We start from the raw sequence: 24027 nt of genomic DNA on the forward strand, positions 1-24027 counted from the left end.
ACAGGTTCACATAAACATCTACAACCTCTAATTCAGTCATCGCTCTATCCCCCTTTAAAAGCTCCACAATTTAATATCAGAAACTTAACATGGAATACAGCCATGGGTCAAGGCGAGAAATCATGTCGATCCTTTTAAACTCCACCTTACACCCGACCCTCATGGATTTATAGTCACCATGCGCTGTATTCAATTTATTTCAATTTTTAAACGGCCGCATACAGCGGTTTGTACACCGGATGCCACATGGCAGCTTTTACCGCCTCTTCAACGTCTTTCAGCTCTACACGCGCAACGCCATCTTCCACTGCCGCCTTAGCGACCGCCACTGCAACTTTGTACGAAACAGCATGTAGTTCTTTCACTCTTGGCAGAAGTGGAGCACCTGGTGCAGAGGAATCTACCGAATTAGCTACGGCCACTGCAGCTGCGGTGAACATGTTTTTAGTGAATTTAGATGCTTTTGCAACAATCGCTCCCAGACCCAAACCAGGGAACACAAAAGCATTATTGGATTGACCAATTTCATATAAAGTGTCATTAAACATGACAGATTCAAATGGACTGCCTGTTGCAATCAATGCTTTGCCATCCGTCCATTCAATCAAACTTCTTGGTGCTGCTTCGGCAAGCGAAGTCGGGTTGGACATTGGCATAATGATTGGACGTTCCACATGCTTCGCCATTTCTTTGATAACTTGTTCATTAAAGGCACCTGTCACACCAGAAGTGCCGATCAGAATCGTTGGTTTGATCTGTTTCACAGCTTCCAGCAAGCTGACCTGCCCTTGCTCATTCAATGCCCAATCTTCCACTTCCGCAGCTTTGCGCACATATGGTTTCTGGAATTCAAATAGGCCTTCCGTCTCATCAGTAAGGATTCCACGGTAATCGAAAGCCCAGAACCGGTTCTCCGCTTCCTCCCTCTCAAGTCCTTCTTCCATCATGGCGTCAAGAATCTGATCCGCGTTACCAATACCAGCGGCCCCTGGTCCAAATACAAGGATACGATGCTCACGAAGAGGCACACCCGTCACTTGAACTCCGGACATAATCGCCGCAAGTGTAACCGCACCCGTTCCCTGAATATCATCATTAAACGTAAGCAGTTCTTCCCCATATTTCTGTATAATATTTCTGGCATTCACGCTGCCCAGGTCTTCCCAATGAAGCAGGATATCCGGGAACCACTTTGTTGTTTCTTTCACAAAGGCTTCGATAAATTGTTCATATTTTTCTCCGCGAATCCGTTCATGACGGTTACCCACATACAATGGATCATTCAGCAATTTGGGATTATTGGTTCCGACGTCCAGCACGACAGGTAATACGCGGCTTGGATCAACGCCTACGGCTGCTGTGTATACCGCGAGTTTACCAATGGCAATTTTAATGCCGCCAACGCCCCAGTCTCCGATGCCCAGAATACTTTCCGAGTCGGTCACCACAATCAAATCCACATCTCCAGCATGTAATCCACTGTTGCGGAAAGCTTCTTCCAGTCCATCCATATCATTAATGGATAAATATAAACCACCCGGTCTGTGGTACTGATGGCTATATTCCTGAATAGCTTGGCCAACCGTAGGTGTATACACAATCGGCAGCATTTCACTAAGGTGATCCTTCATTAGACGGTAGAATAGTACAATATTTCGGTTGAACAAATCACTAAGCATGATGCTTTTTCGCAAATTATCCGATTCATTCAGCAATTGCTGATATACTCGAGTCACTTGTTCTTCAATATTTAAAACCATAGGTGGCAAGATGCCATTCAGGTTGAGCTCTCTTCTTTCTTCTTCGTTAAAGGCAGTACCCTTGTTCAACATGGGATTGGACAGAACATCCTTACCTTTCAAAGAGGTTTTTAAGTTTCCATTGGAATCTACAAAAAATGAGTTCATTTACTAATTGCCTTCTTTCATGATGTCTCTTGACGTTACGTCTTTTTAATGTATTTTTAACACTTAATAACTTTTGGTTAGTTATAGTTCTTCCGATGACAATTATAAAATATTTTCTATGGTATGTAAACGAACTCATGAAACTTTCATGAATGAAATTCAATTTCATTTCGATAAATAAAATTTATCACTTTGTCATTTTTCAACAAATTCATTTTATAATCAGATTATCGTAGAATACAAAAAAAGCCACGAAATTTCGTGGCTTCAGTGGATTTAATTTATAGTTTTCCAAATGATGGACGAGGTCCTTTGGTTGGATCTTCCCCTTCGATGAGACAGTATGCTTCAAGTGTGATTCCACCTGGCGCCTGAAGATAAAAGGTGTAGGAACCATGAACAATAGCCGGGCTTTCTACCTGAATTCCATCGTTCTTGAGACGTTGGTTCAAGTTATCCACCTCTTCCTTACTGTCTTGTGGGAACCCTACATGGAAAGTTTCTGGATATTTGATATCCTTGCCATACATTAAGTTTAATAAAAATCCATCGTCGTCGGTCATAGCCGCAAATGCTTTACCTGCATTGACGTAACAGGTTAATCCAAAATATGTTTCGAGAAAATGTTGAACCTCAATAACGTCAGTTACCGTTAAGTTTAAGTGATTAATTTTCATATGAACTGCCTCGATTCTTCTATCAATTTATCTCGAAAATAAAGTATCTAGATTATCAAGATAAATTAATTCTAAACCAGTTCATACTTCTAGTCAATGTAGAACCTGAATCATTTTAATGGAAGTATTTATCCCAACGCTGCGTTCAACAGTCAAATTCACGGAACATAGGCATCCTCTACCTCAACCTTTCGTTCATTTCCGTTTACAATGTATCTTACGTGAATGACATTTCCTTTCTGAAATTGGGGAATATGTGTAACCGGGATATATGTCTCTACAATCGTGGGAAAGGTACGGCCGTCAACTTGGGTTACGGTCAAATCCAGTCGCACTCCCGGCCTTCCATCCATACTGGACGAAGTTTGTGTAATATCATGAATAACCGCCTCTGCGGGTATTCCCTCCGTTAAAATGCTTTTTCGAAAATGCTGTTTGTGTTTATTGTTACGAAGCAGTTTAAATATCATAACCATAGTGATTGTGCCTGTTATAATCCCAAAGCCAATAACAGCAACAATAGTAATTAATGCAGTCGTCATAATGGCCTCCTTTTATTTGAAACTTATGTTTACTATTTCTTGTTTATATCTCTTATACCTTCAAAATTTGTTTTAAATGGAAATCATTCATGCCAAAAAAGCCACCTTTTTGGTGGCTTCATACAGTTTATGACGTTTTTAAAGTTTTGAATTTTCTATATTACTAGCAGGAACTGTAGCAGTATATGTTCAAATTAATCTACTTTCGCACCATAAGATCGTACAAACAGAACGGCTTGTTCGCGATCCAAACGTACGCCTTTAATATCCAATGATTTCAGATCGATTCCTTCCAGATTAGCGCCTCTAAGATCGGCCCCTTGCAGCTTGGCTCTGCTTAAAACTGCTCTTGTGAGATCACAGTCTCTCAGATCCGCTTTGGTAAAATCCGTGTCCGTAAAGTCGGCTTCAAAGAAACGAATTCCTCGCAAATCCTGTTTGCCCAACCGGGTATGTCTCAGATTCGTATAAGACCAATCACCCTGACTTAGTGTAATACCATCCATTTGTGCACCGGAAAAGTCCGATCCCGTCATCTTGCAGGAGGTGAATTTGGAAGCAAATAGATTAGCACCACCAAATAAGCAGTTTTCAAACGCCGATTCTCTATGGATGGAGCCATTCATGGAAGCACCTTTAAAGTCACATTCGATAAAACGGCAGTTGCTTGTCTCGATTTCTTCCATCGAAGCGTTCATAAAGGTACACTGTTTGAAAACACAGCTGATTAGTTCTCCATAACGCAAGTCGCGTCCTTCAAAATGTACAGCTTCATATTCCTGATCCTTATATTGATACATCACGTACACCCCATCTTGTATGATTATCATGTGTTCACCATTAAAAGAGCTTTTTATAATATACCATACGGATGTCAAGTACCTGCTTAAACGTCTGCAAAAGTCAAGTCACTTTTTTATAGAAAACGGAGCTGCTTCAAATAAAAAAACCGCGAAAATCGCGGCTTTTGGCTCCATAAATGTGTTTAGCTAGTACTTTAATCGGATATGAACAGGGATGCGAAACGATGCGTCTCTTCTATTGTCTCTGTGCTCGTCTTTGTTTTGTTCTTCTTCTTGCACAATCCACTGTCTGCCAATTAACAATTGCAGCAACTCGGTCTCTTGCAAGGTCAAATGAATATCTTTCAGTGTCAGATCTTCCTGGATATAATCCTGATCTGCCTTGAGATCGAACCGGAAATAGAGCAGTCTTTTCAGGGCGTTAATATGCAAAAATTTGAATTCATAAACCCTGCTGCGTATGGCCTCTTCCCAGTTGTCTCCCACTTCAGCTGCTGTGTCCAGTCTCTCCACCAGATCCATCGTTGGTTCCTTGATCTTGGATAACAACGAAGAGAACTCTTTTCTCTGTAAACGATCAATGATTAATTCGCTCGGTTCACCGCTCGTCAGAACATTTTCGACTAGCAGAGCTACAGGAATGGATAACTGAACACGGCTCATGCTCCGCCCTCTCCATCTTTGAGATATTGATTAAACCAGGCATTGACCTGTTCAAAGCTATCCACGCGCAGCGAGGGTTTTCCGCTTTTGATCAACGTGTGATTGGAGCCTGGATATCGAATCAGTTTGGTCGTTTTTCCATATCGTTTTAACGTAGTATATAACTCCTCCGCCTGTGCGATCGGTGTACGATAATCTTGCTCTCCATGCATAATCAGAAGTGGCGTTTCAATCTTGTGCGCATGAGCAAGGGGAGAACGGGCCCATAACATGTCTGCATGTTCTGTCGGATTGCCGCCAATTACCCCCTCCACATAGGAGATTCCAATATCACTGGTTCCATACAGGGACAACCAATTGGATATACAACGCTGCGTTACTGCCGCCTTAAATCGATGGGTATGAGCTACGATCCAGTTAGTCATGACGCCTCCGTAACTGCCTCCACCAATACCAAGACGTGTTTCATCCAGAAAATCATATGTTGCCAGTGCATAGTCCACCGCCTCAAGCAGATCACGACAGTCTCCCCCGGCAAAATCTCCTCGGCAAGCTCTGGCGAATTCCTGCCCGTATCCCATACTTCCCCGGGGATTTACCCATAGAACGGCATATCCCTGTGCAGCAAGTGTCTGCATTTCGTGGCTGAAGATGCCTGTATACATGGCGTGCGGTCCACCATGAATCTGTAATATCATCGGCACTTTCGTGTCCGATTTCTGCATAACCGGCTTCATCAACCAACCTTGAATGGGCCATCCGTCCGACGATGTAAACTCGACACGCTCAGGTACATTGACTTCCAAACCTGCCAAAAATTCATCGTTTCGCCGAGTGAGTCTGAACATATCACTACTGTTAATATCCACACGGTACAGTTCTCCAGGGTGATCCTCAGTCAATGCGCCAATGACCAGCGTCTTACCATCAGGTGACAGGGTATATTGGTATACATCCTTCTCCCCGCTTCCCGTCACGGCTTGGCAATACCCATCCTCGGTGATTTGATACAGGTCCACATTTCCACCCTGGGTGCCCAGTACATATGTCGTACGTTGCGCATGATGGTCATCTATCAGTGGCGACGGAGATGGGCTTGCCGATTTCATATCCCCAAGTGCTGCGTTCCCCAACTGCATATCAACATCAGGTGCCAGCTGCTTTGGAATACCTCCACTACTCGGCACTTCATATAGTCTGTTGTGACTGCCACTTCCGTACTCTCGGTCGCTGGCAATCAGAATCAGTTGCTCTCCATCGGGTGAATATGCGAACTGGCTCACCTGAAGACTGGAATCCGTTACTCTGCGCTGCTCACCGCTTGCCAGATTCACGGTATGTACATCCGCAAAGTACAACAGATCGGCATCCAGCCCCTCATCCTGTACCTGCTTAGAAATAAAGGAAATAGCCTGACCGTCTGGCGACCATACCGGAGCAGCAACATTCCATGATCCGGTTGTTACCTGTGTAATGGTTCCATTTCCGATCTCATATACAAACAGATGGCTATAAAGACCGTCCCACCAGCCGGAGCCTTCTGCCTTGGGTGTCGTGCGCTCAAAGACCTTGCCTCTCAGGGGAGTTACTTTAACTTTAGGTGATTCGTTTGTCTTTGATGTTTTGTCAGTTATCGCTTCAACTTTGCTTGTAAACGCAATATATTGCCCATCCGGGGACCAGACAAATTGTAAAAGCTTGCGCTCAGGGGAGATGAGATTTATAGCCTTTGTATCACCTGACGCAAGGGCCCATAACCCTTTACCCCCACTTTCCAATCGTAAAAAAGCGAGTTGTGTTCCATCTGGTGACCAAGAAGGAGATGAATCCTTTACGCCGTCTGTAAGCGGCTTGTCCCCACTACCATCAAGTGAAACGCCACGAATTTGCGTAATATACTCATTTTTCTGCTGATCAATCGTCTGTTCAACGTATGCCACCTGACCATCTTGATTGATTACAGGCTCGCTAACCCAGCGGTATTGAACTAAGTCCTCTGGCAAGATCGGTCTTTTGTTCATGTGCATGGCTCCCTTCTCCGTTCATCTTATTTCTTGTTTGTATCCGTACGTGGATCAAGTACATCGCGCAGCCAATCTCCCAGGAAAATGACACCAAGAACCGTCAGCGTAATTGCTAGTCCAGGGAAAGTTGCCACCCACCAGCTTGTTGCAACATATTGTCTTCCATCACTGAGCATGCCTCCCCAGGAAATGTCAGGTGGTTTAATGCCCAGGCCCAGGAAACTGAGCGAAGCTTCCATAATAATCGTGGTCCCAACATTCATACCGCAGATCACGATAAAGGAAGATAAAATATTCGGCAGAATATGTTTTAGAATCAATCTCCCATTCTTGGCACCGATTGATCTGGCAGCGTGTACAAAGTCCCGTTCCTTGATACTCAACACTTCACTGCGGACCACACGGGTGAAAGGCACCCAGTTCGTCACACCGATAACCAAAATCAGCGTCGTAATCCCTGGTCCTACAATAGCCATCACAACGAGCATAAACAGAATCGTAGGGATAGCCATGAATGCATCACCCACGCGCATAATAACCGCATCCAGCCATTTTCCGTAAAATCCGGACAAGAGACCAAGAATAGCACCAATGATTCCGGACACGATGACTGCTCCCATACCTACAATTAATGAAACCCGCGCACCATATACGATTCGGCTCCACATGTCCCTGCCCAGATTATCCGTACCCAGCCAGTATTCAGCCGTTCCCCCATCAAGCCAAGCTGGCGGTTTAAGACGATTGAGAGGATTCACTGCACCAGGATCATGACTCGTTAACAGAGGTGCACATATGGCGATTAACACAACCAACAATACGAGCACAGCGCCAAATATTCCGGTCTTGCTGATGATCAGTTGTCTCCAGATATAGCGAAGTCCTGTTGGTGTACGTACATTCTCTTGTTCCTGTTCTGCACCCGGAATTGGCTTTTCATTGCTGCCTGTCATCGATTGCACCTCCTTCTAATCGTATTTAATGCGTGGATCAAGCAGTCGGTAGGCCACATCTGTCAAAATATTGGTTACAACGACGATAAACGCAATGACAAAAACGGCGGCCTGTACAATCGCCATGTCATGGGTGTTGACTGCAACAACCAGCAACTGACCTAGCCCGGGCCAGGAGAATACCGTCTCCGTAATCAATGTTCCACCAATTAAGCTTGTGAACTGCAAACTCATAATCGTCACGACCGGAATCAATCCGTTGCGAAACGCATGTTTGCCAATCACGACCATCCGGCCAAGCCCTTTGCTCCGTGCTGTACGGATGTAATCCTGACTCAGAATTTCCAGCATGCTGGAGCGAATCAGACGAGTCATTTGTGCAGCAAGCCCTACCCCTAGCGTAAAGGCTGGCAATATCAGATGTGATACTCCGCCGCGGCCGGATACAGGTAAAACTCCCCACATCACGGAAAATAACAAAATGAGCATGATACCCATCCAAAAATTCGGCATAGCTTTACCAATGACCGATATCCCGGAGATGATCAGATCGGTAAACGTATTTCGTTTGACTGCTGAGGCAACTCCAAGCGGTACAGCCATAACAATGGCAAAAAACATCGCTGCAACAGCCAGTTCAAAGCTGGCCGGCAATCGTTCCAGTACAAGCTGTAAAGCCGGTTCTCCATAACGGAAGGATTGACCAAAGTCTCCCTGCAAGGCGCTGCCAAGGAACTTCATATACTGCGTGTATAACGGCTGGTCCAGTCCGAGTGCCTGCGTTAATACAGCGCGGTCTTCTGCAGTAGCTGTTTCGGGCAGCATCAGAGCTACCGGATCACCCGTGACGCGGACCAATATAAATACGATTAACGAAACAATGAACAGAACCGGTATAACCTGCAGTAGTGACTTCAGTACATATTTGCCCATTTCTCTGTCCACCTCCTTTTAAAAAAGAACGACAGGAACGTGGTGCAGTCCCTGCCGTTCTCGGCTTATCGTTGTCATAACAGGTTGTTCTGTCTGAAGTTACTGTGCAGGTGTAATCTCGTCAGCATAGAACATTTCATCACTACGCGGCTTGAAGTTCACACGGCTATCGGTACCATAAACCCCTTCCATCTGGTACAGATACACAGCTGGGCGATCTTCAGCAAGAATTTGCTGTACTTGCTGGTACTCTTTCTCCCTGGTAGCCGGGTCCATGTTGATCAGCGCAGACTGGAGCAATTTCTCCACTTCCGGATTGTTATAGTCCGACTCACCTTTGGCCTCTTCCAACATGTAACGATTGTAGTTATTTGAAGCATCAAAGAGGGAATTACCAATTCCGATCATGAAGATTTCCTTGAATGACTTGGAACTGTAACGTTCACTGAAAGCACTTGGTTCCAGCACGTCCAGGTTAATTTTGAAGCCCACTTGCTCCAGCATCGCTGCCACGACTTCGGCAGGCTCTTTGTATTGAGAGGATACCGAGATGGTCATCTCCGCTTCACCTTCTGCATAACCTGCTTCCTGCAACAGTTGCTTCGCCTTCTCTTGATCATAAAGCGATGTTTTGTACAACGAAGGATCTGCCCCAAAGTTGCCAGGCGTTACGGATGTGCGAGTCACAATACCTGCACCTCCGGCAATGCTGTCTACAATGCCCTGCTTGTCAATCGCCAGATCAATGGCCTCCCGAACCTTCGGATCAGCTGTGACGCTGCCCTCTGTTTGGCGGAAAATCAACTGAAGTACACGCTGAATCGGTGCTTTGACGATCTTTTTGTCTGCTTCGCCTTCAATGCGAGCAATATCTGTCGACGGTATGGATGCTGCGATATCAACACCACCAGCCAGCAGTTCCGATACACGTGTGGAAGCTTCCGGGATGACACGGAATACAACCTCATTCCATTTCGGTTCACCATCGAAGTAATTTTCATTTTTCACCACTTCAACGCGATCATCTTTTGTCCATTTGCTGAATTTGTATGGACCTGTGCCAACCGGTTGTTTCAGGAATTTATCGAACCCATTGTCCTTAATATATTTTGCTGGCAAGATGCCTGCCCCCATTTTGGACAGACGGTTAAGCAGCAACGGATCTGGTCCGTCTGTAATAATATCTACCGTATGTTCATCGATCGCTTTCACTTCAACAATGTTTTTGAAGTAGCTGTTTTGTTTCAGTGTGCTGTCTTTAGCTACGCGCTCCAGTGTATACTTCACATCTGCTGATGTGAATGGATCACCGTTATGGAAGGTCACGCCTTCACGGAGCTTAAAGCGCCATGTGGTGTCATTCACTTGCTCCCATGAAGTCGCGAGACCTGGAACCTTCTTCTGTTCACTATCATTTTTGATCAGATAATCATATACGTTGACCAGTACTGCTTCACTGGATGTATTATTGTTGTTGTGCGGGTCAAAGCTCTCAATATCCGTAGCAGCTGCGATTGTAAGTGTAGTGCTGGCAACAGTACCGCTGCCAGATTCACTGGATGCCGAATTGCTATCCGTACTCTTACCACCGCAAGCGCTCAGTACCAGTACTACAGCCAATAATGTGATCCACATGCTAGCCCATTGTCTTTTTTTCATTTTCCATGCTCCCCCTAAGAAGTTGTATGTCTTGCCAAATATTCAAGCGCTACGGCGGACAGCATGCCTACACCATAAGGCATGACCGTCTCATCCAGATCGAACATCGGATGGTGAAGCGGGTAACGGGTTCGCTCTTCCTCGTTCCCTGAACCCAATCGGAAGAAAACACCCGGAATCTGTTCACAATAGAATGCGAAATCTTCGCCACCCGTAGATGGCGGAATACTACTCCATCCCTTCGCCCATTCGAGTCCATCAACGGTCTCCGCAAGCAGGTCCACCATGCCCAGATCGTTAACCACAACGGGGTAGCCATCACCATAGATGACTTCATGGCCCGCCCCGAACGAACTGCACACACCACTTACGACCTGTTCAATCAAGGCTGGCATGCGTTCACGAATGGCAGGGGAGAGTGTTCGAACCGTGCCGATCATCTCAACCTCCGGTGCAATGGCGGTTCCCATGTAGCCTCCAGTTATTTTACCGATCGTTACCACAACCGGCTCCAGCGGGTCTACCATACGACTAGCCAGGTTCTGTAGTGCAGTGATGACCTGAGCAGATACGGCAATGGCATCGATACCTTCATGCGGCCTCGCAGCATGTCCACCCTTGCCAAGTACCCGAATCACCAGACGATCTGCCGAGGCAAACGCCACACCTTTGCTTACCCCGACGGTACCCGTATCTTGTCCCGGAGTCATATGCAATCCTGCAATCGCGTCCACTTTCGGATTCTCCAGTACCCCATCCTGAATCATGGCACGTGCACCTGCCAATCCTTCCTCCGCAGGCTGGAACACAAATTTGATGTTACCCGCTTTCGGTCGGCCGAGGCTCGTTAGCAGCTCCGCCGCTCCCATCAGAATGGTTGTATGTGCATCATGCCCGCACAGATGCGCCTTACCTTCTACTTGCGAACTGTACTCAGCCGACTTCTGATCTTGTATAGGCAATGCGTCCATATCTGCCCGAAGTGCAAAAGTGGGGCCCTCTGTCTCTCCCCTCAGCAAGCCTACAACTCCGGTTTTTCCGACATTGCGCGTCACTTCAAGACCCAGACTTTCCAAGTGTTTGGCTACGATCTCTGACGTTCTGAATTCTTCATAGCCGATTTCCGGATGGCGATGGAAATCTCTCCGCCAGGCAAAAAGTTTGGGCTGCAATGCTTGTGCATGTTGATATAGTTGTGATTGGTCCATTAGTTCTCATTCCCTTCTTTGTCATCCGATTCTGATACCAGTCGGGCATAGATCGCATCAGCCGAGAATTCAATGTGTCTTTTCATGGTCTCCCGGGACTTGATGCTGTCATGTGCTTTCAGTGCTTCAAGAATCTCCATATGTATCCCATGATTGACGGAGCGAATTCGGTCATCATATGGCATTAGGTCCAATGCCGGATTAATTTTTGTTCGGATCTGTCTCACGGCCGCCTCGCAGTATGGATTCCCGGATGCCTTGGCAATGGTCAGATGGAACTTCACATCCAGAGCCCGGAACCATTCCCTTGTACAATGAGGTTCAATGCTTTGCTCCATATAAGCTTCCAACAGCTCCAGCTCGCCTGCGGTAATCCGCTCAGCAGCCAGAAAAGCCGCTTCCGGCTCAATAATGGTCCGGTATTCAAACACTTTCAGCATCTGTTCCCAATCCCGTTTAATTTCTTCTCTTGTGCGTTTATGAGAATTGGCTGTCAGAGGCAAGACAAACGTTCCGCCCTTAGCCCCCACGCGCTTCTCTATCAGACCTTTGTCTTCTAACGTAGATAACGCCTCACGCACCGTAATGCGACTTGCATTAAAAATCTCAGCCAGTTCTCGTTCCGAAGGAAGCTGTTCTTCACTCATTAATTCTTTGAGTATGATGGCTTCTTCCAGTTGTTCTCTAATAAATTCACTGACCTTTTTGGTAGATACTTTTTCAAAACGAAATGAAAACGTACTGGACATGCAAACACTCCGATCTGTAAATGGTCTAGACCTTATACCATTAATATAATTCCGACTAAACAGATATGCAATACTTTTTTTGAATATATTTAAAAATAGTTTTCAACTCGACCCGTTTTCCAAATAAAAAAAGATGCATCTGCATTAGACAGAAACATCTTTTTAATTTGAATTATTCTCTCTATATACGTACAGAAGTAAGGCACGGTATAGACAAATGGAAAGCGTATAAAAGACCAAAAAACCTTTATCCCCCCTAATGAGGATAAAGGTTTCTGAAATTCATTTTAGGCTTGATTGGATTCGTTCATGTAAACGGCTTTACCTGTACGTGCGGACTCATAAAGTGCCTCCAGGATCTGTGAAACCACCAAAGCCTGTTTAGGAGTTACAACCGGCTCCAGATCTTTATCAATCGCTTCAATCCATTTTCTCATCTCTACATCCGGTGCACTTTCACTCTTTCCATCGTAGAAAGCGACCCCGCCTGCACTCAGTTCAATTTCATTGGTGTACAGACGACTGAATTTCTCGCCATTAATACGCAGGCCATTCTTCATATCCGCACCCGCTTCGCTTCCGCTCAAGCTGCATTTCGCTTCATCCACATCCAGTGAATTGAGCGCCCAGCTGGATTCCAGCATAATTGTCGCACCATTCTCCATTACGATCATACCAAAAGCGGAATCTTCAACCGAGAATTTTTCCGGGTCCCACGGGCCCCATGCATTCGCTGCATTTTCTCGTTGTGAGAGCTCATGATACGTTGTGCCCAGAACAACCTTCGGTTGATAGTTATCCATCATCCACAGCGTCAGGTCAAGTGCGTGTGTACCGATGTCAATCAACGGTCCACCACCTTGTTTCTCCTCATCAAGGAAAACACCCCAAGTAGGTACGGCTCTTCTTCTGATCGCATGTGCTTTGGCAAAGTAAATCGAACCCAGTTCGCCAGCTTCACACAGCTGCTTCAGGTACAAGCTATCTTCTCTGAAACGGTTATTGTATCCGATAGTCAATTTTTTACCAGTACGTTCGGCTGCTTCAAGCATTTTTTGCGCTTCAGCAGATGTCTTGGCCATTGGTTTTTCACACATGACGTGTTTTCCGGCTTCCAGTGCAGCAATAGAAATCTCTGCGTGAGAGATATTTGGCGTAAGAACATGAACAATATCAATCGTTTCATCCTGAAGTAATTCTTGATAATCCGTGTATACCTGTGCTTCGGAACTACCATACTTTTCTTTGGCTTCTTCTGCACGTTCCTGAACGATATCACAGAAAGCAACCAGTTCTACATTATCAAGCTTGCTCAAACTTGGCAGATGTTTGCCGTTTGCAATCCCGCCACAGCCAATAATCCCTACACGATACGTTTTACTCATATCTAATCACCCTCACTTTTGGTTTGGTTGTTTCATTTTACGGAAAGCCGATGGGGTCATCCCCAGACGCTTGCGAAAAACAGCATGTAAATAATTAGCATTGGTAAACCCTGAAGCCAGGGCAATTTGTTCGATGGAAACATGACTTTCTTCCAGATTGCGGCACACCGCGCGCAGGCGGATATCCTCCAACACACGGCTGAAAGGCATTTCCGGCTGAACCTGATAAAAGATTCGTTGCAGTTGTCTGCTGCTAATATGTAGCTTCTCCGCTACATTCTCCAGCGTTACTGCTGAGGGATGATTTGCCTCCATATACTGAATGGCATAATCGTACCTGTACACCGACATGTCTCGCACAGGAGCCTCCGCCCGATTCCCCCCGATATCGTAGGCTCGGACGGTTTTCAGCAGAATACTGATCACCTGCTGCTTAATGGACGTGTAATATCCAATCAGTTTACGGTCACAAGCCTCATAAGCTTCCAGGAAACAGTTCATGGCGCGATGATAATCATGTACCGGAGCAAGAGGAAGTGTTCTAAGCTTTTCGATCGTTTCCTCTGACTCTGCTGCCTCCCACGGATCTACACCCTCTCTGGGATGTTCAATGATATCCACATGCAGGCATAGTTCATCCATGGCCTCTTGGGAATCCGCCTCCTGATAATGAACAAGACCCGGACCCGTTAAATAAAGCATGCCTTCAGAGAGCGGATGCATCTCATCCCCCAGAATGACTTTTCCTTTCCCTCTCGGGATGAAATGTAACTCGAATTCCGCATGGTTATGAAAATCAACGATTCTGCCTGCTGGAAAAGAAGTCAGATGAAATCGCAGAACTCGTATCTCGTAGTGTCCCCACAGGATCGAGACATCCAATCTTTCCAGGATATCCTGTCGTTCAAGCATCTTCTCAAAAGGATATCGGCTCAATGCGGCACCTCCCAAACCCTATCCCTGTAACTCCTTCAAGGAGATTTTGCGCCCTTCCTTCGCAGAAAGGTTGGCAGCCTCCATCAGGCGAGTCAATTGAGTAGCCGTCTGCAAATTCTCGGTAGCAATCGTATCATTCTGAATATGGGATACCCACTGGCTGAATGCGCTTTCTCTTCTGTCCAGCAAAGGAATCTCTGTCCATTCCTTCTGTTGATCTGAACCAACATTCGTGCGGATTAGCAGCTTATCCTCTGGTGTTCCGTATAAAAGTGTGCCTTCCGTACCATGAACCTCTATCGCAAACGGCGAATGACTGTTCACAAACCCAGCCTCGACTACACCGATTGCTCCGGAATCCGTAAATAACGTAGCAACCGCGTTATCTTCCACTTCTTTTCCAGTAACATATCCGAAATTAGCATTAACCCCAGTCACTTCTTGACCTAGGAACAGATTCGTCAGATACATCGGATGACAACCGAGGTCAATTAATGCCCCGCCCTGACAATCTTCCAGATGATAAAAATGCTCAGGCAGCCAATTGCCAATCGCACCGTTATGCGATAAACGCACACGAACATAAGTCACCTTACCAAGTAGTCCTTGGTTCAGAACATCTTGAATCGTTAATGTATATCCATCGTTCAAACGAGGTAAAGATACCGTCATTTTCACTCCGTTATCCTGTACATCCGAAATGATCGTATTTACTTCTTTAATCGTTGAAGCGATAACTTTTTCTGTGAAAATGTGTTTGCCCGCTTTCGCAGCAGCAGTGATCACATCTTCGTGAAGACGTGTCGGTGCATCAACAATGACGGCATCGATGTTATCCTGTGCCAGCATATCTTCAAGCGAAGCATAGAATGGCACGTTCAGACGTTCAGCAGCTTCCTGTCCGCGCTCGGCATCTTCATCCCATACAGCAGCCATCACCGTATCTTCGTGCTCCTGAGCCTGTTTAATATAATCCCAGGCATGTACGTGCCATAAGCTTATTTTACCTATTCGAATGGTCACTATGATTAACCTCCATACTATATGATATTCTGACATCTAACTATAAATTAACACAGACCTGATCTAATTTTAATAGGATCTTACGACAATAACTATATAAAATTACGACATCAATTAGAATGACCTTCTTAAGAAAACAAGCAAAAAAGCTTCCTGCTCACCAAGTCGTGATAATAGGAAGCTTTCTCTGCATGTAACAATTCGGAATCAAGGATGTCCAAAGTTAAGCTGAAGATATTTTATGGCTTATGATCTGTATGGCGGAAATACCGAATTACCTTGCGATACATCGTCTTGTCTTTTAATTTTTTAAAAATATAAGGGTCCGGCTTGGCATTCACTTCAATGACCCAAGGTGTCAGACTTTGATCCAGTCCAATATCCACGCCAATTGCCTTCAATCGCTTGTATTTCTTGTTCATATGACGAGCTATCCCAACACCCAGCTTATTCATCTCCTGAATCAGTTCATTTCTGCGCTTTGCGGACACATGAGATTCCAGAAGCTTATGAATATCCATTGGCTGACCGCCGTTATGATAATTGGTTACTATTTTTTTGGAATGTCCAAGTCGACCGATAACCCCCGTTGCTTCCCACTGCTGTTCTGGGCTTAACTGTACCATGACCCGGATGTCAAAGCGCCTGTTGTTGTGTTTTAGCAGATGTATTCCTCTTTGAATGAGATAGCTTCGCTGTTTCACAACGTGTGCAAGACTTTTATAGAACGAATCAAAGCTATTAAACGTCAGACGTTTTTGATTCATCTGATACGCAAAATCATGTTGATTTTCCATCTCAGCCTTAATGACGCCCACTCCATGAGTTCCTATTTCAGGCTTGATATATAACATTCCATATCTGGCTATCATGGATTTTAGATTCACCTTGTTAAACTTTTGTGTATCAGGTATGAACGGTTTTATTGAATCATTATTGATAAGCTGCTTTGTTTTTAGCCATTTGCTTCTTAACGGTTGTGATTTCTCAATACCCACAGATCGTTCCTCCAGTCTTCATATTGAACACATATCGCTGTTTCATTAAGTTCATGCATCATATGCAATATCATTGAACGAATCTTAGGCAATACTTCTTGAATTTACATACAAAAAGCCGACAAGCCCCTCTTCTTTGGGCTTGTCGGCTTTTGACTTTACATTTTCAAATCATCGTTTCTGTTTCAATTTGAAGCTGGATTATAAGCATCTCCGTGATGCTTCGATTAAGGTAACAGATTTTCGTCAACTGGCACATTCGTGTCGGGAGCTTCTGCTGCAGATACGAATAACCGTCCTGGCGCTTCCACTTCGACTTTGTTTCCTGCTGCATCCTGAGCACGGATCACGATCACTCCACCCTCAAGCACCAGCGAAGATGCAGTGGTATAGGTCCCTGTATAATGACCAGGTTCCGTTTCCAACAATGGAATCTCTGCGCCAGCCTGTGTGCTCAAATTGGATGGCAGTTCAATCCGGAAAGAGGCCTGTAATTTGGGGATACTGTCGAACGAAACCGTTACAGTTTCTCCTGCCACAATCCGTACATCCTCAGCCGGAGAGATATTGGTCAGTTCAGGCAAAGACGTTTCCACATAAACAGTCCGTGTCACGGTTGTTTTATTGCCTGCAATATCTGTCGCAATGATTGTAATCGTGTTCTTGCCCTCATTCACAAGTACGCGGTGATTAAAACTTCTGTCTTGCTCCAATTTCACCTTCTGTCCGTTAATGGTCACTTTGTCGAGGAATTGGTCCTGTACATCGCCCGTCACATGAACCACTTCTGTGTTAGTTCGACTTCCTTCTTCAGGTGTAAGGACCGTTAACACAGGTGCTGTCTGATCCAAGATGATCACAACTGGAAGGGAGCGATCGGTCGTTTTCCCGTTAACTACCGCCTCGGCAGTAATGGCATTAACCCCTGCACGAAGTTTAACATTCAGCTTAAATTTTCCATTCTCCACTTTCGTTGTTCCCGCTACTTCTTTTCCATTATATACCTTGATCTGGGCTCCTGAAGCTGGAGAAGTTCCAGACACAGCAAATGTCGACTGATTGGTATAGGTGCTCGTCGGTTGTGTGAGTACAGGTGCATTCACTGGATATTTCACGACTGCACGAATCATATAGTTACCCTCTTCTGCTGGTGCAGTACTCCATACGCCACCTACACGCTGCCAGCTCCGCCCTGCATTCACACCGTTTTCATCGGTTGCGAGTCCAGGTGCGCTCGTTCCAACAGCAGTCTGTACATACACGATATAGAAATCGCCTTGTACCACTACTGGCTCAGGAAATTCAACGGTTGTCCACTGATCATTGCGCAATGCCGTACCGTCGAAAGGTCCTGCCAGCAATCGGCCTGGCGCTCCACCCGATCCGGAGGCATCATAGACGGCATATTTGAATGCTGTTCCACCTGGTACAGGCCATTGTGTATTCCAGAATCGAAGTGATGCACCTGTAAGCTGTGCTGTCTCTAGTTCTGGCGTCATACGTACAGCCCATGCGTTATCTGCGGCCACAAAGGCTCTTGCATTTTCAGCCGTTCCATCGTCATAAGCGATTTCACCAGGAAATCCGATAAATGGTTTTAAGGAAACTTTCGCTTCGACTGTACCGTTTCCAGGTACTGTTACATTTACCGTTTTGCTATAGTAGTCCGTCTTGATGATCGATAACGTATAGCTTCCTTCCAGAACATCCAGAGCAAATTTACCGTCTGCTCCTGTGCGTACAGCACCTACTTGAGCATCTTCCAACACGAGGACGGATGCTCCAGCGATAGGTTTCCCTGTCCGTTCATCGCTCACAATACCTTCAATCTTTCCTTGAGGAATGGTTTCCAGATTGAAGTTGGCTGTTGCTCCACTTCCATCCGTGATGGTTACCGCCTTCGTTTGAGGATAATAGCCATAGGCCTCAGCCTTCAACGTGTAATCACCCGCCACGTGAGTGAAACTGTATTTGCCTGTCGTCGGGTCCGTCTTCACTGAACGTCCTGTTTCCAGAACAGTGACCGTTGCACTTGCAGGCAAACTTTGCGGCGTTACAGAACCTGTTCCAGGTTTCTGTACTTCGGGCTGTTCCTGTTTGGTTTTATTAAATTCGGCCTTGTCCGTACTTGAAATTTTGTACCAAGAAGTATCATATTCCGGCTTAGGCTTATCGCTGTTCAGAACAACTGCCGTATCTTTTGTAACCGTCTCAGCGGCGATACCCAGAATGCGGAAGTCATCGATGTACCAGCCTTGCTTGACGACACTGCTGTCTGAAGTCAATCTGAACCGGAATTGAACTTCATTCCCCTTCAAAGCTGCCAGATCGTAAAATACCGGAGTCCATTGTTTTCCATTTGAAGAATGAGAGAATTTACCTAGCTCCGACCATGTGTTGCCACCGTCTTTCGTGGCTTCAACATAACCGTAATCGTATCCACTTTCGATTTCATACCAATGATTGAACGTCAGCGTAGCTTGATCCACCTGAGTTAGATCCACGACTGGCGATACCAGAGAATAGTTAGAACCGTTCTCATAGGTACTGTCCAGATCGGTTGCCCAAACATTCGGCGGAGAAACCGCACTGGCAGGTCCAACGACAGGTACTCCGCGTTCCCACTCGTCCTTGGTGCCGGAATGAGTCCACTCATTGTCACTGTTGCCATCAAAGTGATCGATGAAGATATCTTCAGGGACCTCCACGGTCACGGATACCTCATTCGACTTGTCACTCTCATTGCCACTATAATCAAGAGCGGCTACCGTATAAAAATAAGTCAAATCTGTTACTGTAGCCGTATCCGTAAATGTCGTTGCAGATGTATTTCCGAGCAATTCATAACCTGTGCCTGAATTCGTTGAACGATATACGTTGTAGGATTTCAGATCCTCATCGTCCGATCCCGTCCAGGACAAGTATACATTCCCCAGTATGTCGGCAGAAGCGGACAATCCGCTTGGTGCTCCCGGAGCAATATCATCTGGAGCTTGTACTGAAAAGTCATCGATATACCAACCAGCCTTCTGAACGGAATTGTCACTGGTCAGATTAAACTTGATAAATACCTGTTGACCGGCGTATTCACGCAAGTCAATATATTGCGTTTTCCAGCCTCCACCGGCACCTGTAAAGCTCAATGCCTCTTCAAATACGAAGTCACTATCCTCTGTTGCAATGTACACTTTGCCAAAATCGATATTGCTCTCCAAATCATACCAGTGCTTGAAGGATAACAATGCTCCCTCAGGGCTCTGGGTAAGATCAATTGGTGGTGCAAGTAAGTAAGCATTACTGTTGGCTGCATAAGTCCCAGTCAGATTAGTTGCAATCACTTTGTCACCAGAGTAGGCACTTCCCGGTCCACTTGTTGGTGCTCCCCATGCCCAAGTGTTGCCAACTCCACCCGAAGTAAAGCCCAGATTGTCTTCCTCAAAATCTTGCAGATACCCAGGCTGGACTCCATTGGAGACAGCAACCTTGTAAACTTCACTCTCGAATCCGTTGTTGCCATAATCATTGACCCGGATATAGTACTCCAAACCCTGTGACTCGATTAGAAATGCCGGAATTGTCGCTGTATAAGTTCCATCTTTGGCATCCCCAGCTACTCGATTCATCGGCAGATATACGTATTGGCTCGTGCCCGTTGTTTTGGCAAATGCCTCCACTGTGGTTACACCGACATTATCGGTAACACGTGCAGTCAGTGGAATATCAAGCCCCGTAAAGGCAGAATTGACAGGCGTATGTTCCAGGACCGGCGCTTCCAGATCGTCACCTGCTGTGACAACCCTGCCAGATACCGTGCCTATGCCTTCGAGGACAGAGCCCACAGCATCCAGTGCATTGATAATGCCGTGACCGTAACCGTTATTTGGCGAATTTGGATACCGGCTGTCTGTTCTCGGTGTCGCTGTATCCATAATGATCTGCTCTAACTGATCAACCGTAAGGGAATGATTAGCTTGAAGCAGGAGTGCGGCCAGTGCAGTGGTATGCGGGCCTGCCATGGACGTGCCGTTCCAGCCACCCTCATATACTCCGCCCGGAACAGAGGAACGGATGTTAACACCTGGAGCCGAAACTTCCGGCTTAATTTCCTCATAAGGGGAAGGACCAAGAAGGGAAAAAGAAGCCAGATTCCCGTTGATATCCGTTGCTCCCGTAGCGAAGCTCTCTGGATAATTCGCAGGGTTCGCCACCGAACCTGGACCTCCCGGATTCGTTAGTGTCACATTCCCGGCTGAAAATTCCGGAAAGATCTGTGCATCACGCCAAGCCTGTACCATTGGACGGAACCACTCGTCCAATCCTGGACCACCACCCCAGGAATTGTTAACCACATCCGGGGCAAGCTCAGGATGCAAGTTTCCTTCAGCATCCACTGGAGCAATCAGCCATTGACCGCCATCCAGTATAATGGCATCCGTGGTACTCGGATTGAAAATCCGAACGGCAATCCATTTTGCCCCTGGAGCAACCCCAATCTTGTTGGTGCCGTTCGCTTCGGAGCCTACCATCGTACCCATGGTATGTGTACCATGACCGTCTCCATCCGCAGGAAGCGAAGCATTGCTATGGGGATCGTACCAGCTTAGTTCGGGATCAACGATATTTCCCGAAGCATCAAGCCCTCTCCATTTGCTGCGGAGAGCCGGATGGGTATAATCAACCCCGCTGTCCAGGTTGGCAACAACGATTCCTGTACCGTCGATTCCTCTATCCCAGACTGCTGGCGCGTTGATAGAATCGATATTCCATTCTACGTTCTCTGTCTGCAGGCTCTTATCGTTAGCCGCTGCGCTTTCTTTCGCTGGCGACTCTTTTGCCGGGATCGTTGTAGTGTCTGCCGCAGGGGCTGCGGTTGCTTTTTCATTGCTGACCTCGGTTTTTTGCAGAAAACGCTCCTCATTTGGTAATATTTTATCTACCTCAGGCAGAAGTGCAATCTGTTCCATGACTTCTTTGGTGCTCGTTACTGCGAGTGCATTAACGATAAAATAGCTTTTATATTCTTTGACCTTGCCAAGGTCAAGTTCCTTTTCAAGAAAACTTTCAAGTGTGTACTGAGATCGCGAGGCCGTTTCCCGCAGAGAGCTGACAACGGTGCTTCGTACCGACAGTTTCGTTGCCGAAGCCGTTTGCTTTTCGATTGTTGCCTTTTGCATGGCTTGTTTGGAGACAGAGGCAGTATCTACCTGTTCTTTCATTTTCACCAGATAAGTTACATAATCATTACTCTCAAATTCCTTGCTTAATTTGGCGTTGACTTTGGAAGTAGTGATTTTGTCCGAACTGGATTTCATGTCAATCTTCTGCGATGCGGCGTTTTCAGCTGAAACCGGTTGTATGATAGATAATGCAAGGAGAAGCGACAGGCCCATGGACAGCGGCTTGCGTAAACGATTCATCTTTATCAAACTTTTCCACTCCTTTTACCCGGTTTTTGTAATACAGTGATTTACTGTATCCATTCTAAAAATGAAAACGATGAAACGGCCTCAACATGGGCAGACGTGTTGCGTTCATTTACATCAAGCCTCACCTCCTTTACAGGACAGGTTATTAAATTACATCGCATGTGAAAGATTATAGATAGCCAAATTTAGCATATATGGAAGAGGTGAATTTCAGATCAATTAATCTTGTGGGTGGAAGTTTATTCGCATTCATTAAGGAGGGTAATCACCGGCGTTAGCAAGAACGCTTACTTTACATGGGAGTATGATTGCTCTGGATAGATCAGGAGATTTCTTGAATATGTACAAACACTCTTAAAATTACATATAATATAAAATTTAGAATCTAATTGTATATTTATGGTATATTATAGAGTCATAAAAAGAGATATACAAGCACTTTTATAGAAAATAATAGAAAATAAGCCTTTTTAATGCTTTCATAAGTCTAATGACTCTCCGTTAACCATATGTTTTTCGCAAATGTGAATACCACGGCTTTTTAATTGATCCAAACAGTTCTTTATAACTATGACTGATTCACTCAGATAGTAAAAAGAACGACGCGAGAAACTTCGCGCCGTTCTTTTGGTGTTCTCCCAAACCAATCGTGTCATGTGCGTTGTTTCAGACGATCCAACACCAGATACACAACGATGGCATCATCCAGATAACCAATCGGAAAGAGATAGTCCGGGATCAGATCCGCAGACGAAATAAAGTATAACAATGCACTTCCAATCAGAGAACGATCGTTCTCTGGTGTAATCTCATCACAGTATTGAATATGCATTTCCTTCAAATGTTCAATGAACGGTCCTGCACCGTTTATCTGATTGATTTTTAGATCAAACTCCTTACATATTATTCGATGCCCTTCATCTGTACGTGCATATTGTTCGTACTTAACCATTTCCTGTTCTATCCGCTCTGTTGTCACATCGAGGTCAAATAATTTCGTATGTTGCAGGACCGTCTTGATCGATTCAAGCGAATCCAGAATCCCCCGCTCTGCCCCTCTTTTTGCGTTATCGATTTTGTAGCCTGCAGCCTCAATGAGATGATCCAGAGATACATCCAAATGTTCGGAAAAGATCTGTAAATGCGTGAGCTTCGGTTGCTGCTTTCCGTTCAGAATCCGAGAAATGGTGGCCGTGTCCATTCCGCACAACGTACTGAATTTGCGCATCGAGAGAGAGCGTCTGGCAAGCAGAGGCTTGATCAAATCTCCGATATGGCAATCCTTTGTTTGATCATTTGCTCTCACCAGCATCCCTCCAGAGATATGATCGATAGTCTAGTATATGGGACAATGTGGTGAAAGTTTACTTTATTCTTTCTTCATCAGCAGCGTTTTGTTGCATTTTTCTCAAGGACGGGCACATGAATCTCAACACGACATACATTAAGAGCAGAATACAGATCATGAGGTGATTGTATGGCGTGGATGCTCATTCTTGCTTTGGCCGTCTCTTCGAGTCTTGACAATCTGGGTGTCGGACTATCGTACGGGATCAGAAAAATCAGAATCAGCCTATTTTCGAATTTTTTGATTGCCGTTGTTTGTTTGTTGTTCAGTTATTCAGGCATTTTGTTCGGAAAATGGATTTCGATCGTGCTACCTGGCGTTTTCCCTATACTACTGGGGACATTTATCCTACTCGTTATCGGTTTTCGTATCATCTTGTTATCCGTTCCCCGCAAGAAGAAAGATCACGAAGAGGACGAATCCCAAACCCTCGGGATCGGGTCTATTTTGCAAAATCCGGAACGGGTAGATTTGGACAAATCGAATCATATTGGAATTCTGGAAGCATTGATTCTGGGTGTTGCCCTTTCGACAAACGCACTGACGAATGGCTTAAGCGCAGGGCTGATGGGCTTATCCCCCTTGTATATTTCCCTTACCGCAGCTATCGGCAGTTTTGTTACCGTATGGTTTGGCGTGTGGATGGGGTCCAAAGCGGCAAACGTTCGTATTGGTTCATTCACATTGGGACAATTCGGAACGCTTGTCAGCGGGGTTCTCTTGTTGCTGATTGCAGCCAATAATTTGTTCTGATCATGTATGCAAATTCCAAAAAGGAGACATCTGATCAGAT

General features: G+C 45.6%; 18 protein-coding genes. 1 reads left to right on the top strand and 17 read right to left on the bottom strand.

The window, feature by feature from the left end:
- Positions 1-206: 206 nt before the first annotated feature.
- From CRO25_RS06080 to CRO25_RS06160, 17 genes are all read right to left on the bottom strand, one after another.
- Positions 207-1907, bottom strand: coding sequence for an NAD-dependent malic enzyme (locus CRO25_RS06080; protein ID WP_079694340.1), 1701 nt, complete (start codon positions 1905-1907; stop codon positions 207-209).
- 281 nt (positions 1908-2188) lie between these two features.
- Positions 2189-2584 (bottom strand): VOC family protein, encoded by a 396-nt coding sequence (locus CRO25_RS06085; RefSeq protein ID WP_063565201.1) that lies wholly within the window; start codon positions 2582-2584, stop codon positions 2189-2191.
- A 158-nt stretch (positions 2585-2742) separates the two neighbouring features.
- Positions 2743-3126 (bottom strand): hypothetical protein, encoded by a 384-nt coding sequence (locus CRO25_RS06090; RefSeq protein ID WP_072732710.1) that lies wholly within the window; start codon positions 3124-3126, stop codon positions 2743-2745.
- A gap of 194 nt (positions 3127-3320) precedes the next feature.
- On the bottom strand, positions 3321-3926 hold the full coding sequence (locus CRO25_RS06095) for a pentapeptide repeat-containing protein (protein ID WP_063565203.1): 606 nt from the start codon (positions 3924-3926) through the stop codon (positions 3321-3323).
- A gap of 189 nt (positions 3927-4115) precedes the next feature.
- Complete coding sequence (locus CRO25_RS06100; protein ID WP_079694341.1) at positions 4116-4592, bottom strand: hypothetical protein; 477 nt, start codon at positions 4590-4592, stop codon at positions 4116-4118.
- Positions 4589-6613, bottom strand: a complete 2025-nt coding sequence (locus tag CRO25_RS06105; RefSeq protein ID WP_079694899.1) for a S9 family peptidase — start codon at positions 6611-6613, stop codon at positions 4589-4591. Before CRO25_RS06105 ends, CRO25_RS06100 begins: the two co-directional genes overlap by 4 nt.
- A 26-nt stretch (positions 6614-6639) precedes the next feature.
- On the bottom strand, positions 6640-7569 hold the full coding sequence (locus tag CRO25_RS06110; RefSeq protein ID WP_079694342.1) for an ABC transporter permease: 930 nt from the start codon (positions 7567-7569) through the stop codon (positions 6640-6642).
- 15 nt (positions 7570-7584) lie between these two features.
- Positions 7585-8502, bottom strand: coding sequence for an ABC transporter permease (locus tag CRO25_RS06115; protein ID WP_063565206.1), 918 nt, complete (start codon positions 8500-8502; stop codon positions 7585-7587).
- Between the two features lie 99 nt (positions 8503-8601).
- A complete protein-coding gene (locus tag CRO25_RS06120; protein WP_079694343.1) occupies positions 8602-10161 on the bottom strand; it encodes an ABC transporter substrate-binding protein in 1560 nt (519 codons plus the stop codon).
- Between the two features lie 14 nt (positions 10162-10175).
- Positions 10176-11369, bottom strand: a complete 1194-nt coding sequence (locus CRO25_RS06125; RefSeq protein ID WP_079694344.1) for a M20 family metallopeptidase — start codon at positions 11367-11369, stop codon at positions 10176-10178.
- Positions 11369-12118: a FadR/GntR family transcriptional regulator gene (locus CRO25_RS06130; protein WP_079694345.1), complete on the bottom strand. Its 750-nt coding sequence runs from the start codon at positions 12116-12118 to the stop codon at positions 11369-11371. Before CRO25_RS06130 ends, CRO25_RS06125 begins: the two co-directional genes overlap by 1 nt.
- A 287-nt stretch (positions 12119-12405) precedes the next feature.
- Positions 12406-13503, bottom strand: a complete 1098-nt coding sequence (locus CRO25_RS06135) for a Gfo/Idh/MocA family protein (RefSeq protein WP_079694346.1) — start codon at positions 13501-13503, stop codon at positions 12406-12408.
- A 12-nt stretch (positions 13504-13515) separates the two neighbouring features.
- A complete protein-coding gene (locus tag CRO25_RS06140) occupies positions 13516-14439 on the bottom strand; it encodes a helix-turn-helix domain-containing protein (RefSeq protein ID WP_024634223.1) in 924 nt (307 codons plus the stop codon).
- An 18-nt stretch (positions 14440-14457) separates the two neighbouring features.
- A complete protein-coding gene (locus tag CRO25_RS06145; protein ID WP_231952525.1) occupies positions 14458-15462 on the bottom strand; it encodes a Gfo/Idh/MocA family protein in 1005 nt (334 codons plus the stop codon).
- Between the two features lie 239 nt (positions 15463-15701).
- Positions 15702-16460 carry a YheC/YheD family protein gene (locus CRO25_RS06150; protein ID WP_079694347.1) on the bottom strand — a complete coding sequence of 253 codons (759 nt, stop codon included), beginning with the start codon at positions 16458-16460 and terminating at the stop codon, positions 15702-15704.
- Positions 16461-16687: 227 nt separating this feature from the next.
- Positions 16688-21886, bottom strand: coding sequence for a S8 family peptidase (locus CRO25_RS06155; protein ID WP_079694348.1), 5199 nt, complete (start codon positions 21884-21886; stop codon positions 16688-16690).
- A 652-nt stretch (positions 21887-22538) separates the two neighbouring features.
- Positions 22539-23198 (bottom strand): DUF1232 domain-containing protein, encoded by a 660-nt coding sequence (locus tag CRO25_RS06160; protein ID WP_090949669.1) that lies wholly within the window; start codon positions 23196-23198, stop codon positions 22539-22541.
- A 165-nt stretch (positions 23199-23363) separates the two neighbouring features.
- On the opposite strand from CRO25_RS06160, the gene ytaF reads away from it, so the two are divergent.
- The gene (gene ytaF / locus CRO25_RS06165) at positions 23364-23987 is read left to right on the top strand and encodes a sporulation membrane protein YtaF (RefSeq protein WP_079694350.1); all 624 of its coding nucleotides are present in this window, start codon (positions 23364-23366) and stop codon (positions 23985-23987) included.
- The last annotated feature ends 40 nt before the right edge of the window (positions 23988-24027 follow it).

It is taken from the genome of Paenibacillus sp. RU5M (assembly GCF_900221055.1).
GTDB classification, from domain to species: Bacteria; Bacillota; Bacilli; order Paenibacillales; family Paenibacillaceae; genus Paenibacillus; species Paenibacillus marchantiae.

Excerpts from the sequence above, each read along its gene's own strand:
- CRO25_RS06080 (WP_079694340.1), bottom strand. The coding sequence starts at position 1,907 with ATGAACTCATTTTTTGTAGATTCCAATGGAAACTTAAAAACCTCTTTG.
- CRO25_RS06085 (WP_063565201.1), bottom strand. The coding sequence starts at position 2,584 with ATGAAAATTAATCACTTAAACTTAACGGTAACTGACGTTATTGAGGTT.
- CRO25_RS06090 (WP_072732710.1), bottom strand. The coding sequence starts at position 3,126 with ATGACGACTGCATTAATTACTATTGTTGCTGTTATTGGCTTTGGGATT.
- CRO25_RS06095 (WP_063565203.1), bottom strand. The coding sequence starts at position 3,926 with ATGTATCAATATAAGGATCAGGAATATGAAGCTGTACATTTTGAAGGA.
- CRO25_RS06100 (WP_079694341.1), bottom strand. The coding sequence starts at position 4,592 with ATGAGCCGTGTTCAGTTATCCATTCCTGTAGCTCTGCTAGTCGAAAAT.
- CRO25_RS06105 (WP_079694899.1), bottom strand. The coding sequence starts at position 6,613 with ATGAACAAAAGACCGATCTTGCCAGAGGACTTAGTTCAATACCGCTGG.
- CRO25_RS06110 (WP_079694342.1), bottom strand. The coding sequence starts at position 7,569 with ATGACAGGCAGCAATGAAAAGCCAATTCCGGGTGCAGAACAGGAACAA.
- CRO25_RS06115 (WP_063565206.1), bottom strand. The coding sequence starts at position 8,502 with ATGGGCAAATATGTACTGAAGTCACTACTGCAGGTTATACCGGTTCTG.
- CRO25_RS06120 (WP_079694343.1), bottom strand. The coding sequence starts at position 10,161 with ATGAAAAAAAGACAATGGGCTAGCATGTGGATCACATTATTGGCTGTA.
- CRO25_RS06125 (WP_079694344.1), bottom strand. The coding sequence starts at position 11,369 with ATGGACCAATCACAACTATATCAACATGCACAAGCATTGCAGCCCAAA.
- CRO25_RS06130 (WP_079694345.1), bottom strand. The coding sequence starts at position 12,118 with ATGTCCAGTACGTTTTCATTTCGTTTTGAAAAAGTATCTACCAAAAAG.
- CRO25_RS06135 (WP_079694346.1), bottom strand. The coding sequence starts at position 13,503 with ATGAGTAAAACGTATCGTGTAGGGATTATTGGCTGTGGCGGGATTGCA.
- CRO25_RS06160 (WP_090949669.1), bottom strand. The coding sequence starts at position 23,198 with ATGCTGGTGAGAGCAAATGATCAAACAAAGGATTGCCATATCGGAGAT.
- ytaF (WP_079694350.1), top strand. The coding sequence starts at position 23,364 with ATGGCGTGGATGCTCATTCTTGCTTTGGCCGTCTCTTCGAGTCTTGAC.